Below are 14,175 nucleotides of genomic sequence, written 5' to 3' on the forward strand. Positions count from 1 at the left end.
GACATGCCTTGCGCCGCGCCGACCGACTGTTCCAGATCATCCAGATCCTGCGGCGCTCGAGCCGGCCGATCACCGCCGGCCGGATCGCCGAGGAGCTCGAAACCTCGCGCCGCTCGGTCTATCGCGACATCGCCGACCTGATCGGACAGCGCGTGCCGATCCGGGGCGAGGCCGGCCTCGGCTATGTGCTCGACCGCGATTACGACATGCCGCCGCTGATGCTGACGCCGGACGAGTTGGAGGCGGCGGTGCTCGGCGCGCAATGGGTGGCCGACAAGGGCGACCCGGTGCTGGCGGGCGCGGCGCGCGACCTGATCGCCAAGATCGCCACCGTCGTGCCCGAGCGGCTGCGCCCCTTCGTCAGCAATCCGACCGTCGGCGCGCCGCTCGGCCGCGCGAGCCTGCCGGACGGGCTGGATATCGCGAAGGCGCGGGCTTCGATCCGCAAGGGCCACAAGATCCGGATCCGCTACCGCAACGAACAGGGCGACGAGAGCGAGCGCGTCATATGGCCGACGATGATCGGCTACGCCGAAACGGTGCGGCTCATCGCCGCCTGGTGCGAGCTGCGCCAGGATTTCCGCCATTTCCGCACCGACCGTATATCGGCCGCGACCTTTCTCGACGAGCGCATCGGCTGCCGGCCGGGAGAGCTGCGCAACCGCTGGAAACGGCATATGGCGGCGCAGGGAATTCAACTGCCACAAGGCTAGATATCGGCGTAGATCTCCAGCACATTGCCGTCGGGATCGCGAAAGAACAGCGTGCGGTGCCCCCAGGGCTGGTCGGTCGGTTCGCTTTCGATCGCCACGCCCTTACCGCGCAACGTGTCGGCGCATTGGTCGACCTGGCCCGGCGTCACACGGAAGGCGAGTTGCACGGAGAGAGCGCGCGCCGGCGTCGGCGCGTCATTGAACATCACGCCGCGCTCAGTAAGCGCCAGGAGGCACGAGCCGACCTGGTAAGCGGTCCAGCCCTCGCCCAGGCTGGAATGAACCGGGAAGCCCATCACGTCCTCGTAGAAGCGGCGCATCTTCTTCATGTCGCGGGCGAAGAGGACGGTGTAATCGATATTCCTGATATTTTTCAGCGCGTTCATGACGGACTCCTTTGCCTGGCGCCGCGTCTCGGCCCGGCGCGGTTGTGTGATGCGCCACCTCATCTATACTGGTAGCAAGGTGGTACAAGATGAGCGGCGCTGCTGGTAGCGGCGCTACCCCTTTCAAGGCACGACCATGCTGGAACGGACCGCCGAAATGGACAGGCGCAAGGAACTTGGCCGCTTCCTGCGCGCCATGCGCGAGCGCGTCGAGCCGTCGCGGCATGGCATCCGCACCGGCACGCGACGCCGCGCAAGCGGGCTGCTGCGCGAGGAAGTCGCGCTGCTCGCCGGGATCAGCGCCACCTGGTACACATGGCTGGAACAGGGCCGCGAGGCCAACCCTTCCGCGCCGGTGCTCAATGCGCTGGCCGACGTGCTGGACCTCTTGCCCGTGGAGCGTCAGCACCTGTTCAAGCTCGCAAAGCCGGAATGGCTGCCCGAGGCGATGGCGCCCGAGGGCCCCTCGCCCGATCCGCGCATTGCCGCATTGCTCGCCACGCTCTCGCCCAATCCGGCCTATGCGCTCAACCGCGCCTGGGACTTCATTGCCTGGAACGACGAGGCGGCGGACTTGTTCGGCGGCTTCGATCCCGAGGAGCCGACGAAGAGCAACCTGCTCAAGCGGCTCTTCCTCGACCCGGCCTGGCGTGCGCTGTTTGCCGACTGGGAGGTTGTGGCTCGCTCGGCTATCGGCCAGTTCCGCGCCGCGACCGTCGGCTACGCGTCGGCGGCCGACATCTCCGCCGTGCTCGACCCGCTCAAGGCGCTAAGCCCGGACTTCGCGCGCCAATGGGCCGAGATGCGGGTGGAGGAAGCCTCGATCTGGTCGAAGGGACTGGTCGGGCCAGGCGGCAAGGTCGCGACCTATGACTACTTCATGCTGGCGCCCGCGGGCGTGGGCAAGGACATAACGTTGAGCCTTTATCGGAAGCGCGGTTAGGCGGTTCAGGTCCTGATTCCGGTATCGGGTCCAGCCTGTTGATCGGAAACGTTTAACGCCGCGAAAGCCAGCCGTCTTTCGTGGAGCTTGCTTGCCTGCCGCGACTTTCGCCGCAATCGACCAGCGACATCTTTTCGGGCAATCTCCCTCGGCGGCGATCATGGGAAGATGACCGCCGCCAAAGGGAGGATTGCCATGACCGATACGCCGGCGGCGTTGCCGCGCTATGAGGATGCCGTCAAGCGCTTCCGCATCGAGGACGAGATCGCGCGCCTGCATGGCGATCCGGCCACCGGCATCAACGCCTATGTCGAATGCTGCGGCCGCTATACAGGCGCGAATCGGCTGGCGCTGCGCGCGATCTCGGCCGGCGGCGAATTGCGCGAATATTCCTTCGACGACCTCGCCGACATGTCGGGCCGCGTCGGCACCCTGCTCAAAAGTCTCGGCGTCGGCCCCGGCGATGTCGTGGCCGGCATGCTGCCGCGCATCCCCGAGCTTGTGGCGCTGATCCTCGGCACATGGCGGATCGGAGCGGTCTACCAGCCGCTGTTCACCGCGTTCGGCCCGAAGGCGGTCGAGCATCGCCTGAGCTACAGCAAGGCGAAGCTGGTGGTGACCAACCCCACCAACCGCGGCAAGCTCGACGAGGTGGAAAACCATCCGCGCATTGCCACCATTCTCGCCCCCGGCGAGACGCTGCCCGAAGGCGACACCGATTTCCGCGCGGCGCTCGCCACCGCCTCCCCCGACCGCGAGCCGGTGATGCGCAAGGGCTCGGACCTGTTCATGATGATGTCGACCTCCGGCACCACCGGGCATCCGAAAGGCGTGCCCGTGCCGCTCAGCGCGCTCACTGCCTTCGGCGCCTATATGCGCGACGCGATCGGGCTTCGCCCAGACGACGTCTTCTGGAACATCGCCGACCCCGGCTGGGCCTACGGGCTCTACTACGCCATCACTGGACCCTTGCTGCTCGGCATCGCCACCACCTTCTACGAAGGCGCCTTCAACGCCAAATCGACCTACGACATCATCGAGCGGCTGGGCGTCACCAGCCTCGCCGGCTCGCCGACGGCCTACCGCCTGCTGATGGCGGAAGGGCCCGAGGCCGCGGCCCGCGTCAAAGGAAAACTGCGCGTGGTGAGCAGCGCCGGCGAGCCGCTCAACCCGGAGGTGATCCGCTGGTTCGACGCCCATCTCGCCGCGCCCATCCACGACCATTACGGCCAGACCGAGAACGGCATGATGGTCAACAACCATCACGGGCTTAAGCATCTTGTCCGCGCCGGCTCGGCCGGTTTCGCCATGCCTGGCTACCGCATGGTGGTGCTTGACGAGGCGGGCAACGAGCTCGGCCCCAACCAGCCGGGCGTGCTCGCGGTCGATATCGCCAACTCGCCGCTGCGCTGGTTCAGCGGCTACCACCAGGCGGAAACACCGGCGATCGCCGGCGGCTACTACCGCACCGGCGACACTGTGGAGTACGAGCCGGACGGCTCGGTCTCCTTCATCGGCCGGGCCGACGACGTCATCACCTCATCCGGCTACCGCATCGGGCCTTTCGACGTCGAAAGCGCGCTGATCGAGCACCCTGCGGTCAACGAGGCCGCGGTGGTCGGCGTGCCCGATCCGCAGCGCACCGAGATCGTCAAGGCCTTCGTCGTGCTGGCGCCCGCCTTCCAGGGCAGCGAGGCGCTCGCCGAGGAGCTCGCCCAGCATGTGAAGAAGCGGCTGTCGGCGCATTCCTATCCGCGCGAGGTCGAGTTCGTGAGCGAGCTGCCGAAGACGCCGAGCGGCAAGATCCAAAGGTTCCTGCTGAGGAAGGCCGAGGTGGAGAAGCGCAAGGCGGAATAAAGATTTGCGTCTGCCTTGATTTCCGCCACGCAAAAGCCGCCAAGTCGGGCGATGGCTGGCATGGGCTCTTGATCGCTAAATTGGGGTTGCAGCATGCGGCTGGTCTTGACACTTCTCCTCGCGCTGGCAGGCAGCACGGCGCTCGCCGCCTCGCCGGAAGACGATTATATCGCGGCGCGCGACAAGGCGATCGCCGATATCACCGCGCAGGAAAGCGCGAACACGGCAATCGAAACCATCGATGCGCAGAACGAGAAGGCGCTGGCCGACCTGCAGCAGCGTCTCGCCGCCATTCTCGGTCCGCTTTCGGTCAAGGGTTTTCCGACGACCGGCACCAACAACATCGAAAGCCTCAACGCCTCCGATATCGGCTACGGCATGCTCGACGGGTTGCGGTATGCCCAGAGCGACGACGGCCCGAGCATCGTCGTCTCGACGCGTGGGCTGACCGAGCGCTGGCTCAAGTCCAAATCGACCGAGGCGGAAGCGGATTTCAAGCTGCCCACCGATATCGGCGCGGCGTTGAAGCTCGATAGCTTCTATACCCAGGCCATCGGCAGCGACGCCGCCTTCGCCGGCACGCTCGACTTTCCGCTGAAGAAGCCCGACGGCGCCGACATGGTGCTGGCTCGGCTCGGCGGCTGGACACAGGATGTCGGGCCGATCTACGAGCAACATGTCGTGGTGGCGGTCGTCAAGGGCGACCGCGTGATGATCGCCGAGGCGCCCGCCTCCCCCGCCGTGCCTAAGATCGCAGCCTGCGATTCAATCTGGGCAGCCGCCGACGCGGCCGCGCAGAAGGCCCAGCAGGCCGACGAGGGCTCGGACCAGGACAACTCGCAGGCCTCCGATCCCGCCAACGCCGCCTGGGAAAAAGGCGATGCCGACTACCGCGCCTGCATGGCCCAGCGCCTGCCCGGCGATCCGTCCTTCCCGGCGCTGCTCAAGCAGGCGCAGGATCTTGCCGACGGCATGGCGGGCAAGTAGCCCGTCGGAGCAGTTCCGGGCGCGGCGGTTTTCTCAGCCAGCGTTGACTCGCAAGTTCCGCCGCGGAACACGCCGCGCGGCGGGGCGCGCCGTTTCCGCGATGATCCCGTTGGTCTGAGGCGCGGCATCCTTACGCGACCTTGCGTCGGTCACCCGATGCAGCCGCTCGTAAGGCAGCAATTCCCGAATGCGGGCGTTAAGCGCTTCGACCTCGGCGCGCAAATCCTCGCATTCCTGTTTCTGGATATCGAGCTGGATCTGCTCGGATGCCTGCTGCAGCGAAAGCTGTGAGAGATTGGTGCTGACCACCGACAGGTTCTTCTTGTCGGCTTCGCTCTCTTCCTTGAGGACGGCGAGCCTTTCCTCGGCGATCTGGCGTTCGGTGACGGCATCGTTCAACTGCGCCTTGAGCCTGGTGATCTCGGCCGTGGCTTCGCCATTGTCGGTCGAGACCCTATCCAGGCGCGACTGCAATTCCTGGATCTCGGCGCGCAAGCCGCGCATTTCGGCCTGGCTGCGCGCCAATTCGGCGGCGCTGTCGCTTTCGGCGATCCGCGCCGCCTCGGCTGTTTCGGCAAGCTTGGCCTGTGTTGCCTCCAGCGTCTTCTGCAGCCGGCTTTCTTCCTTTTCGTGATTGCCGATCTGCGCCATCAGCTCGGCAATGTGGGCGGTTTCGCTGGCATGAGTCGCCGCGAACTCATCGAATTTGTGCCGGGCCTCAGCCTCGCGCTTCTGCGCCTGCTCCAGGTCGACCGTGAGGCCGACTTGCTTCTCGCGCAGCAGCTTGTTTTCTGCGCCGCGCCTGTCGACTTCGACAGTCTTGGCGGTCAGAGCCTTGACGATTTCGCCGAACTCCGTTTCGCGCCTGGCGCTCTCATTGCTCATCTCCACCAGCTCCAGGCGAACGGCCGCCAACGCCGAGCGCAGCTGCTCCCGGTCCTGGACAAGGCTTGCCTCGCGCTGCTGCCAGGCCTCGGCCGCGCCGTCGCGCTCGCGCTGCTTGCGCGCGGCGTCAAGCAATTGTTCTGAAAGCGTTTTATGTTCCGCGGTGAGAGCGAGGTTTGCCAACTCCAGCTCGTTGGAGCGCAACACGTCGCGATGGAAGACGTTGAGGACCTCGCGCGTCATGTGATGCGCGGTGGCGATCTCCCCCAGCTTCGCCTCGATTTCCTGGAGATGGCCCTGTCCGTCCCGGAAGAGCCCGGCCACGGCTTCCAAGGCGGCGAGCCGCGTCTGGGTATGGGGCGTCAACCGCGATGAAGCCGGCTCGGGCTGCTCCGCAGGCGGCGGATTCTCGTCGCTTGCCACGAGTTCCTGGCCTGCAACGGCATCGTCTCCCGACGGCGGCTGTTCATCATCTTTCAGAACGTCCTCGAATGCTTCCGCCAGATCCGATTGGAGGTCCTGAAATTCCTTATCGACGTCCTCGGCCCGCTTGATCAGAGACTTGAAATTCATCATCACACATCCCTTACTCACGCCCCACGCGTACTTAACGAATTGCTAATCTAGCCCTTTACCTTCCTTTCGGGAAGCCTATGCAACCGAAACCGAAATTAAGGTTATCGCCGGTCGCAATCTTATGCGGACCCGTTGCGAGGTGATCCGTCTGCCGGGCATAACGTATGTTAATTTCATCTCTCGACGGACCCTGAAATTCACCGCCGTAAAAGGGAGAAGGCAGCGAGCTGTTTGGCATCATTCATCGAGCTTTTTGTCATCATTCAAATGGCCGATACGAAGACTTCGGGACGGAAACGAGAAGCTCCGTTCGCGTGGGTTTTCTCTATGCGGGCCGCTCCTGATCGACCGCCAAAGAGCAGCGCTGCGCGGGCGTCCGGCTGCCGTGGCTCTCATGGAGATCGGGACGCGGGAGGCGCATCGGCCGACCTCCCGCGTCGATGCATCAACTCTTGATGTCGATGCGCTTGACCTGCGATTGCGCCTTCTCGCTCTTCGGCAAGGTGACGGTCAGCACGCCATTCCTGAAGCGCGCCTCCACCTCGTCTTCCTTGACCTCGTAGCCGACCGGGATGCGGCGTTCGAAGCGGCCATAGTAACGCTCCGAGAATTGCCTATCCTTGTCATCCGTCTCGGAGCGCTTCTCGCCTCGCAGCGTCAGCACGCCGTCGTCGAACAGGACCTCGATGTCTTTCTGCTCGAGGCCGGGCACCTCGGCCGTCACCTTGATCTCCTTCTCTCCATTGGAGATCTCGACGCTCGGCCAACCAGTGGCGAGGGCGGAGGCACCGCCAACAGACGGCCACCGGCTGTCGAAGCCGCGGAAAACATCGTCGAACAGGCGGTTCACCTCACGATGCAGCGACAGGAACGGATCGCGTTCGCCGTCGTGGAATATGCTTGGAACCTGGTTGCCGTTGCTCCGGCCCCAGGGAATCAGATCGCGGACACTCATGGTTTCCTCCTTTCTGCTCATCGGTCTGAAAGCCTTGCTGTTGCGCCGGGCAGTGCCCGGCGCGGTGCGCGGGGGGCGCTGACAGGAACGCCTCAGGCCGCGTGCTTCTCGGCTTCGATCTTCTTCGTCGCGCCTTTGGGCATCGCCTTGTCGGCTGCGATCTCGATCCGGCGCGGTTTCATCTCTTCCGGAATTTCACGCTTCAGATCGATCGTCAGCAGGCCATTGACTAGGCTGGCGCCAACGACTTTGACATGGTCAGCAAGCTCGAAACGGCGCTGGAATGCGCGACCGGCGATGCCTCGGTGCAGGTACTCACCCTTATCCTCGCCGGCTTTCTGGCCCGAGACCATGAGCATGTTCTGCTCCTGGGTAATGTCCAGTTCGTCCTGCGCGAAGCCCGCCACCGCCATGCTGATGCGGTAGTCGTCTTCCGAGGTCTTGGCGATGTCGTAGGGTGGCCAGTTGTCGACGGTTTCGATCCGGCTCGCCGTTTCGAGCGCGTTCAACATTCGATCGAAACCGATGCTCGACCGGAACAGCGGACTGAAGTCAAATGTGGTTCTCATAGCTACATCCTCCATTGAGCAACATAGATACGAGGGGCGCCAAGGAAGCGGCGCTCCTTGACCTTGCCGGTCTCTCAAGACCCGGCAAAATCCATCTGGGAATTCAACGCCGGGACGTCAAGACCCAGCCTCGAATCGCCTTCAAGGTCGTGAAAGTCACCCTCTTCGTCTGCATGCCGGCGGGCAATGATGGAAGGCGGCCACGCAACGCGACCGCCTTGGGGAGTTGATCTTCAATGGATCGCGATGATCCCGTCGACGACCCGCCATTCCGATGGCCTGATCAGCCGATGATGGGCGACCCGGACGGAATGCAAGGCGCCCGCCAGCTCGCGTTCCCAAAAGCCCAGAAAGCCCCTCAGTCCAGGGAAATCCGGGGCCAGATCATAGTCCTGCCAGACATAGAGCTGAAGCAGGCTGGGATGGTCGGGCAGATGATAATGGATCTCGGCAGTGGTCAGGCCATAGCCATTCATCTGCAAGCGGAATTCCCTGCTGACCGTGCTTGCCATCGCCTTCCGCCCTCACGCGCTCAGCCGCTCGACCAGCTGCCGGTGGTCGGCATCGGCAGGGCGGCTGGGTGGCGGGGCGGTTGCGTCGAGCCGGCGCAGCGCATCCATGATCTCGTCGAAGGAGACCGGCCGCTCGGCGCCCGGCGGCTGGCGCAGCGCCGGCATCGATTCCACGGCGCAGGCGTCGGACGCCCAGGACGAAAGGATCGCCCGCTTTTCCCATATGTCGAGCGAGCCGTCCTCCAGCACATCCCGCGGGTGCTGAAAATGGCTGGCCGGCGACAGCAGCCGGTCGAGCGAAAGGTCTGATATTTCGGGAGCAAGGGAAGGAATGATCGGCGAGAGCGTCTGTCGGTCCATTTCTGTCCTCCGTCTCCAAAAACTCCTTGGTTCGGGTTCCAAATTTCTCAGCGGTCCCGGCGCTGCCGGGCGCCGATAATTTTGTTCAGCTCAATCGCGAATTCAAGCCTTTCCTTTGTCGCGCGATCGGATTTATCGCATTGTTTTCAGCACGCTAGCACTCGGTGATCGAGAGTGCCAAAAAATTTTCGATACCCCCTTGAAAGTACAAGAAGGCAAAATTAGCTCGACATGCGCGCGACGCCGAAAGGGTCGCGAGCCCCGCTCCGGTCCTGCCGGTCCGGAGCGGAGGAACCTCTCGCAATCTGTTTGTCCTGAAGGAGAACGATATGACGTTCCGTCCATTGCATGACCGCGTGCTCGTCCGCCGCATCGAGGCCGAAGAGAAGACGGCCGGTGGCATCATCATCCCCGACACTGCCAAGGAAAAGCCGCAGGAAGGCGAAGTCATCGCCGTCGGGCCGGGCGCCCGCGATGAGAGCGGCAAGCTCGTGCCCCTCGACGTGAAGGTCGGCGACCGCATCCTCTTCGGCAAGTGGTCCGGCACCGAGATCAAGCTCAACGGCGAGGATCTGCTCATCATGAAGGAAAGCGATGTGATGGGCGTGATCGAGCAAGCCGCGACGCTGAAGAAAGCCGCCTGACCGGGGCTTCGATCGAACCGCAACCCAGTCAATGAAAACTGCCTAAAAGGAGTGATCCAATGGCTGCCAAGGAAGTCAAATTCCATTCCGACGCCCGTGAGCGCATGTTGCGCGGTGTCAACATCCTCGCCGACGCGGTGAAGGTCACCCTCGGCCCGAAGGGCCGCAATGTCGTCATCGACAAGTCGTTCGGCGCGCCGCGCATCACCAAGGACGGCGTCACCGTCGCCAAGGAGATCGAGCTCGAGGACAAGTTCGAGAACATGGGCGCCCAGATGGTCCGCGAAGTCGCCTCGAAAACCAACGACCTCGCCGGCGACGGCACGACCACCGCTACCGTTCTCGCCCAAGCCATCGTTCGCGAAGGCGCCAAGGCCGTCGCTTCGGGCATGAACCCGATGGATCTGAAACGCGGTATCGACAAGGCGGTGGATGCGGTCGTCGCCGAACTCAAGACAAACGCCCGCAAGATCACCAGGAACGACGAGATCGCACAGGTCGGTACCATCTCGGCCAATGGCGATGCCGAGATCGGGCGCTTCCTGGCCGAGGCCATGGAAAAGGTCGGCAACGAAGGCGTCATCACTGTCGAGGAAGCCAAGACTGCCGAGACCGAGCTGGAAGTCGTCGAAGGCATGCAGTTCGACCGCGGCTATCTCTCGCCCTACTTCGTCACCAACCAGGACAAGATGCGCGTCGAGCTCGACGAGCCCTATGTGCTGATCCATGAGAAGAAGCTCGGCAACCTGCAGGCGCTGCTTCCCGTGCTCGAGGCCGTGGTCCAGTCGGGCAAGCCGCTGCTGATCATCGCCGAGGACGTCGAGGGCGAGGCTCTGGCCACGCTGGTGGTCAACAAGCTGCGCGGCGGGCTGAAGGTCGCCGCCGTCAAGGCTCCGGGCTTCGGCGACCGCCGCAAGGCCATGCTGGAGGACATCGCCATCCTCACCGGAGGCACGGCCATCAGCGAGGATCTCGGCATCAAGCTGGAGAATGTCACGCTGGAGATGCTCGGCCGCGCCAAGAAGGTCGCGATCGAGAAGGAGAACACCACGATCGTCGACGGCGCCGGCAAGAAGGAGGAGATCCAGGGCCGTATCACGCAGATCAAGGCCCAGATCGAGGAGACCACCTCCGACTATGATCGCGAGAAGCTGCAGGAGCGGCTGGCCAAGCTCGCCGGCGGCGTCGCGGTGATCCGCGTCGGCGGCGCGACGGAAGTCGAGGTCAAGGAGAAGAAGGACCGTGTCGACGATGCGCTGCACGCCACGCGCGCCGCGGTCGAGGAAGGCATCCTGCCCGGCGGTGGCGTTGCCCTGCTCAGGGCGGCCAAGGCGCTCGATGCGGTTGCGGTCGACAATCCCGACCAGAAATACGGTGTCGACATCGTGCGGCGCGCGATCGAGGCTCCGGCGCGCCAGATCGCCGAGAATAGCGGGGCGGAAGGCTCGATCATCGTCGGCAAGCTGCGCGAGAAAACCGACTTCGCCTTTGGCTGGAACGCCCAGACCGGCGAGTATGGCGACCTCTACAAGCAGGGCGTGATCGACCCCGCCAAGGTGGTGCGCACCGCGCTGCAGGACGCAGCTTCGGTCGCCGGTCTGCTCGTCACCACCGAGGCGATGGTGGCCGAAAAGCCGAAGAAGGAAGCCGCCCCGGCCGTGCCGGCCGGCGCCGGCATGGACTTCTGAGATAGAGCTGAGAGCCCGCTCCACGGGAGCGGGCGTTTCACCAGAACTTGGGAGGCCTTCATGAACATGATGAGCGCAGATGGCTCGATTCCCGCCCCGACGCATTCGGCAAGCGAATTCCTCGCCTATGAAGGCGAATGCCGGAGCGCGCTGAAGCCGCTGCTGGCAGGCCTGCTCGACGCGGCCGAAGCCGCCGGATGGAACCGGCGGACGGTCGCCTCGACGCTGATGCTCCTTGCCGCGCAGCAGGTTTCGGCCACCCAAACATCCGCGCGAAGCTGAGCAAATCGGCCCCGCCACGGCGGGGTCCGTCTTACCATGTCGCGATGGGATTTGGGCGAAGGGAATTGCGATGCCATGATTGCAGGACGCTTGCGGGAATGCCTGAGGAGCTTGCGATGGGAAGCCAGCGACCTTGCGCAGGAGCTTGGCTGTTCCAGGACCGACGCGGCCTGCTGGATCGACGGGCGCGCGCCGGTGCCGCTGGCGGTCGCCGCCTGGATCGAGGCCCTGGTCAAGGCGCATAGCGCGCTGCCGCCTCCGCGCCTGAACCAGCAGATTTCAGCGACGCACACCACGCCTGCGGGCATGGTCAATGTGCAGGCCTTCCCCGGCATAGGCCAGCCGCGGCCGCACGGCATCGTGCTGCAACCACCCTACCCGCGCCGGCATGCGCTGGCCGGGACGGCCGGCCTCCGCGCGAGCATCGTGGGAATCCACCGGAAAGAGGGTCCAGACCATGAACCACGACCGCTTTGAAGAGCCTGTCACGGTGCTCGTCGGCATGGGCTTGCCGGTGCGGCTGGAGACCGTGGCGGAAGCCTATGCCATGTTGCAGGATTGGCCGGCCGCGAGCAGGAGCAGCGCGCATACGATCGCGCTCAATGCCTGCAAAGCCGGCATTGCCGGCGAGATCGACGCCGAGACGGTGCGGGCAACCCTTGTTGCCTTCGCCCGCCGCCACGATATTCTGGCGCCGGACATGGTTTTCGCTGGCGCCCGCAGCGCTGGCAGGGCGCGCGTCCACAAGCAACAATGGCTGAAGATTTGAGGCCCGGCGCGTGTTGGCGCGGCGGACAAAACGACCAACCCAGGAATTCTGAATGACGACGGACACCAAGGCGAAGGAAACCAGGACATTCGAGGCGGACGTCTCGCGGCTGCTGCACATGATGGTGCACTCGGTCTATTCGGACCGGGATGTCTTCCTGCGCGAGCTGATCTCCAACGCGGCCGACGCCTGCGAGAAGCTGCGCTTCGAGGCGGTCAGCCGGCCCGAGCTTCTGGGCGACGATCCGAAGCCGCGCATCACCATTGCCGCCGATCCGGACAACAAAGAGCTTGTCGTCGAGGATAACGGCATCGGCATGAGCCGCGAGGAGATGGCGGAAGCGCTCGGCACCATCGCGCGCTCCGGCACACGCGCCTTCATGGAGCGCGTCGAGGCCGGCAAGGCGGCGGAGGACACGCAGCTCATCGGGCAGTTCGGCGTCGGCTTCTACTCGGCCTTCATGGTCGCCGACCGGGTCGACGTGATCAGCCGGCAGGCCGGCAGCGAGGAGGCCTTCCGCTGGTCGTCCGACGGCAAGGGGACTTATGAAATCGCGCCGGTGCCGCTCGAGGCGGCACCCAGGCGCGGCACGCGCGTTGTGCTGCATCTGATGGGAGACGCCACCTCCTACACCGCGCCCTACAGGCTCGAAGGGCTGGCGAAGTCGCAGTCGGGCCATGTGCCGGTGCCGATCGCGCTTGTCGAGAAGCCCGGCGCCGAGCCGCGCGACATCGCCGACGGCACGGCGCTCTGGGTGCGGCAGAAGAGCGAGATCAAGCCGGAGGAATATACGGATTTCTACCGCAGCGTCGCCGGCCAGTATGACGAGCCGGCCTCGACCATCCATTTCCGCGCCGAGGGCCGGCAGGAATACAGCGTGCTCGCCTTCGTGCCCGGATCGCGGCCGTTCGACCTGTTCGACCAGGACCGCAAGGGTCGCATGAAGCTCTATGTGCGGCGCGTTTTCATCACCGACGATGCCGATCTCCTGCCGCGCTACCTGCGCTTCGTGCGCGGCGTGGTCGATTCCGCCGACCTGCCGCTCAACGTCTCACGCGAGATGATCCAGGAAAGCCCGCTGCTCGCCGCGATCCGCAAGGGCGTGACCAACCGCGTGCTCAGCGACCTTGCCAAGACCGCCGAAAACAATGCCGAAGCCTACACCAAGATCTGGGAGAATTTCGGCGTTGTCCTCAAGGAAGGTCTCTATGAGGATTACGAGCGGCGCGAGCAGTTGCTGAAGCTTGCCCGCTTCCGTTCGACCGCTTCGGGCGAAGGCTGGCGCAGCCTTGCCGACTATGTGGCGGCGATGAAGGAAGGCCAGAAGGCGATCTTCTTCATGGCCGGCGACGACCGCGCCCGGCTGGAGGCCTCGCCGCAGCTCGAAGGGTTTCGCGCCCGCGGCATAGAGGTGCTGCTGCTCACCGACCCGGTCGACAGTTTCTGGGTGACGATGGCGCCGGAATTCGACGGCAAGCCGTTCAAGTCGGTGACGCAGGGCGCCGCCGAGCTTGCCGACATCCCGCTGCCGGACGCTGCGGCGAAGCCGGATGCCGAGACGTCATCCGACATCGCGACGTTCCTTGCCTTCGTGAAGACGACGCTCGGCGAGGAGGTGTCGGACGTGAAGGCCTCCGACCGGCTGACCGAAAGCGCCGTCTGCCTCGTCGCGCCCGAGCATGGCCCGGACCGCCAGTTCGAGCGCCTGCTCAACGCCGCCGGCCGGCTCGACAAGGCCGCCAGGCCGATCCTCGAGATCAACCCGCGCCACGAGCGCGTGGCGGCGCTGGCAAAGCTCGGCGACGACGACAAGGCGTTCAAGGAAGACGCCGCGCACCTGCTCTATGACGAAGCGCGCGTGCTCGACGGCGACAAGCCGGCCGATGCCAAGGCCTTCTCGGCGCGCCTGGCGCGGCTGATCGACCGCGGCTTGGCAAAGGGGTGATGGGCGCCCATGCCTCGTCATCCTAGACGAATGGAGGGCGGCGCCGCCAGACAGGATCGGAGGCTGGCACATTGCCAATGACCCGCTAAGCTTTATCGTAGTCT

16 protein-coding genes are annotated in these 14,175 nt (G+C 64.8%); 10 read left to right on the forward strand and 6 right to left on the reverse strand.

The window, feature by feature from the left end:
* Window positions 1-8: 8 nt before the first annotated feature.
* A complete protein-coding gene (locus DPM35_RS00870) occupies window positions 9-713 on the forward strand; it encodes a helix-turn-helix transcriptional regulator (RefSeq protein ID WP_112125464.1) in 705 nt (234 codons plus the stop codon).
* Here the strand turns inward: DPM35_RS00870 and DPM35_RS00875 are convergent.
* Window positions 710-1,099, reverse strand: coding sequence for a VOC family protein (locus DPM35_RS00875; RefSeq protein WP_112126183.1), 390 nt, complete (start codon window positions 1,097-1,099; stop codon window positions 710-712). The genes DPM35_RS00870 and DPM35_RS00875 overlap by 4 nt on opposite strands.
* Window positions 1,100-1,235: 136 nt before the next feature.
* Here DPM35_RS00875 and DPM35_RS00880 point away from each other — a divergent pair, with 136 nt between their 5' ends.
* The 3 genes from DPM35_RS00880 (at window position 1,236) to DPM35_RS00890 (ending at window position 4,886) form a co-directional block, all read left to right on the forward strand.
* Window positions 1,236-2,042, forward strand: a complete 807-nt coding sequence (locus DPM35_RS00880) for a helix-turn-helix transcriptional regulator (protein ID WP_112125465.1) — start codon at window positions 1,236-1,238, stop codon at window positions 2,040-2,042.
* Window positions 2,043-2,237: 195 nt separating this feature from the next.
* Complete coding sequence (locus DPM35_RS00885; protein WP_112126184.1) at window positions 2,238-3,899, forward strand: acyl-CoA synthetase; 1,662 nt, start codon at window positions 2,238-2,240, stop codon at window positions 3,897-3,899.
* 93 nt (window positions 3,900-3,992) lie between these two features.
* Window positions 3,993-4,886, forward strand: coding sequence for a hypothetical protein (locus DPM35_RS00890; protein ID WP_112125466.1), 894 nt, complete (start codon window positions 3,993-3,995; stop codon window positions 4,884-4,886).
* Window positions 4,887-4,919: 33 nt separating this feature from the next.
* On the opposite strand, the gene DPM35_RS00895 is transcribed toward DPM35_RS00890, so the two are convergent.
* The 5 genes from DPM35_RS00895 to DPM35_RS00915 form a co-directional block, all read right to left on the reverse strand.
* Window positions 4,920-6,344 (reverse strand): coiled-coil domain-containing protein, encoded by a 1,425-nt coding sequence (locus DPM35_RS00895; protein ID WP_112126185.1) that lies wholly within the window; start codon window positions 6,342-6,344, stop codon window positions 4,920-4,922.
* A 448-nt stretch (window positions 6,345-6,792) separates the two neighbouring features.
* Entirely contained in the window at window positions 6,793-7,302 is a 510-nt protein-coding gene (locus tag DPM35_RS00900; RefSeq protein ID WP_112126186.1) for an Hsp20/alpha crystallin family protein, read from the reverse strand.
* Between the two features lie 92 nt (window positions 7,303-7,394).
* The gene (locus tag DPM35_RS00905; protein ID WP_112125467.1) at window positions 7,395-7,871 is read right to left on the reverse strand and encodes an Hsp20 family protein; all 477 of its coding nucleotides are present in this window, start codon (window positions 7,869-7,871) and stop codon (window positions 7,395-7,397) included.
* A 233-nt stretch (window positions 7,872-8,104) separates the two neighbouring features.
* Entirely contained in the window at window positions 8,105-8,383 is a 279-nt protein-coding gene (locus DPM35_RS00910; RefSeq protein WP_112125468.1) for an usg protein, read from the reverse strand.
* 12 nt (window positions 8,384-8,395) lie between these two features.
* Window positions 8,396-8,743 (reverse strand): hypothetical protein, encoded by a 348-nt coding sequence (locus tag DPM35_RS00915; protein ID WP_112125469.1) that lies wholly within the window; start codon window positions 8,741-8,743, stop codon window positions 8,396-8,398.
* A gap of 329 nt (window positions 8,744-9,072) precedes the next feature.
* Here DPM35_RS00915 and groES point away from each other — a divergent pair, with 329 nt between their 5' ends.
* The 6 genes from groES to htpG all read left to right on the forward strand — a co-directional run bounded on the left by groES (window position 9,073) and on the right by htpG (window position 14,071).
* Window positions 9,073-9,387, forward strand: coding sequence for a co-chaperone GroES (gene groES, locus DPM35_RS00920; protein WP_040988406.1), 315 nt, complete (start codon window positions 9,073-9,075; stop codon window positions 9,385-9,387).
* A gap of 59 nt (window positions 9,388-9,446) precedes the next feature.
* A complete protein-coding gene (groL, locus tag DPM35_RS00925; RefSeq protein WP_112125470.1) occupies window positions 9,447-11,075 on the forward strand; it encodes a chaperonin GroEL in 1,629 nt (542 codons plus the stop codon).
* Window positions 11,076-11,135: 60 nt separating this feature from the next.
* Window positions 11,136-11,357 (forward strand): hypothetical protein, encoded by a 222-nt coding sequence (locus tag DPM35_RS00930; RefSeq protein WP_112125471.1) that lies wholly within the window; start codon window positions 11,136-11,138, stop codon window positions 11,355-11,357.
* A gap of 75 nt (window positions 11,358-11,432) precedes the next feature.
* Window positions 11,433-11,834, forward strand: a complete 402-nt coding sequence (locus DPM35_RS00935) for a hypothetical protein (RefSeq protein WP_146767901.1) — start codon at window positions 11,433-11,435, stop codon at window positions 11,832-11,834.
* Window positions 11,815-12,126, forward strand: a complete 312-nt coding sequence (locus DPM35_RS00940; protein WP_112125473.1) for a DUF982 domain-containing protein — start codon at window positions 11,815-11,817, stop codon at window positions 12,124-12,126. Before DPM35_RS00935 ends, DPM35_RS00940 begins: the two co-directional genes overlap by 20 nt.
* A 52-nt stretch (window positions 12,127-12,178) precedes the next feature.
* Window positions 12,179-14,071, forward strand: a complete 1,893-nt coding sequence (gene htpG / locus DPM35_RS00945; protein WP_112125474.1) for a molecular chaperone HtpG — start codon at window positions 12,179-12,181, stop codon at window positions 14,069-14,071.
* The last annotated feature ends 104 nt before the right edge of the window (window positions 14,072-14,175 follow it).

Origin of the sequence: Mesorhizobium atlanticum, from assembly GCF_003289965.1 — a bacterium.
Classification (GTDB): domain Bacteria; phylum Pseudomonadota; class Alphaproteobacteria; order Rhizobiales; family Rhizobiaceae; genus Mesorhizobium; species Mesorhizobium atlanticum.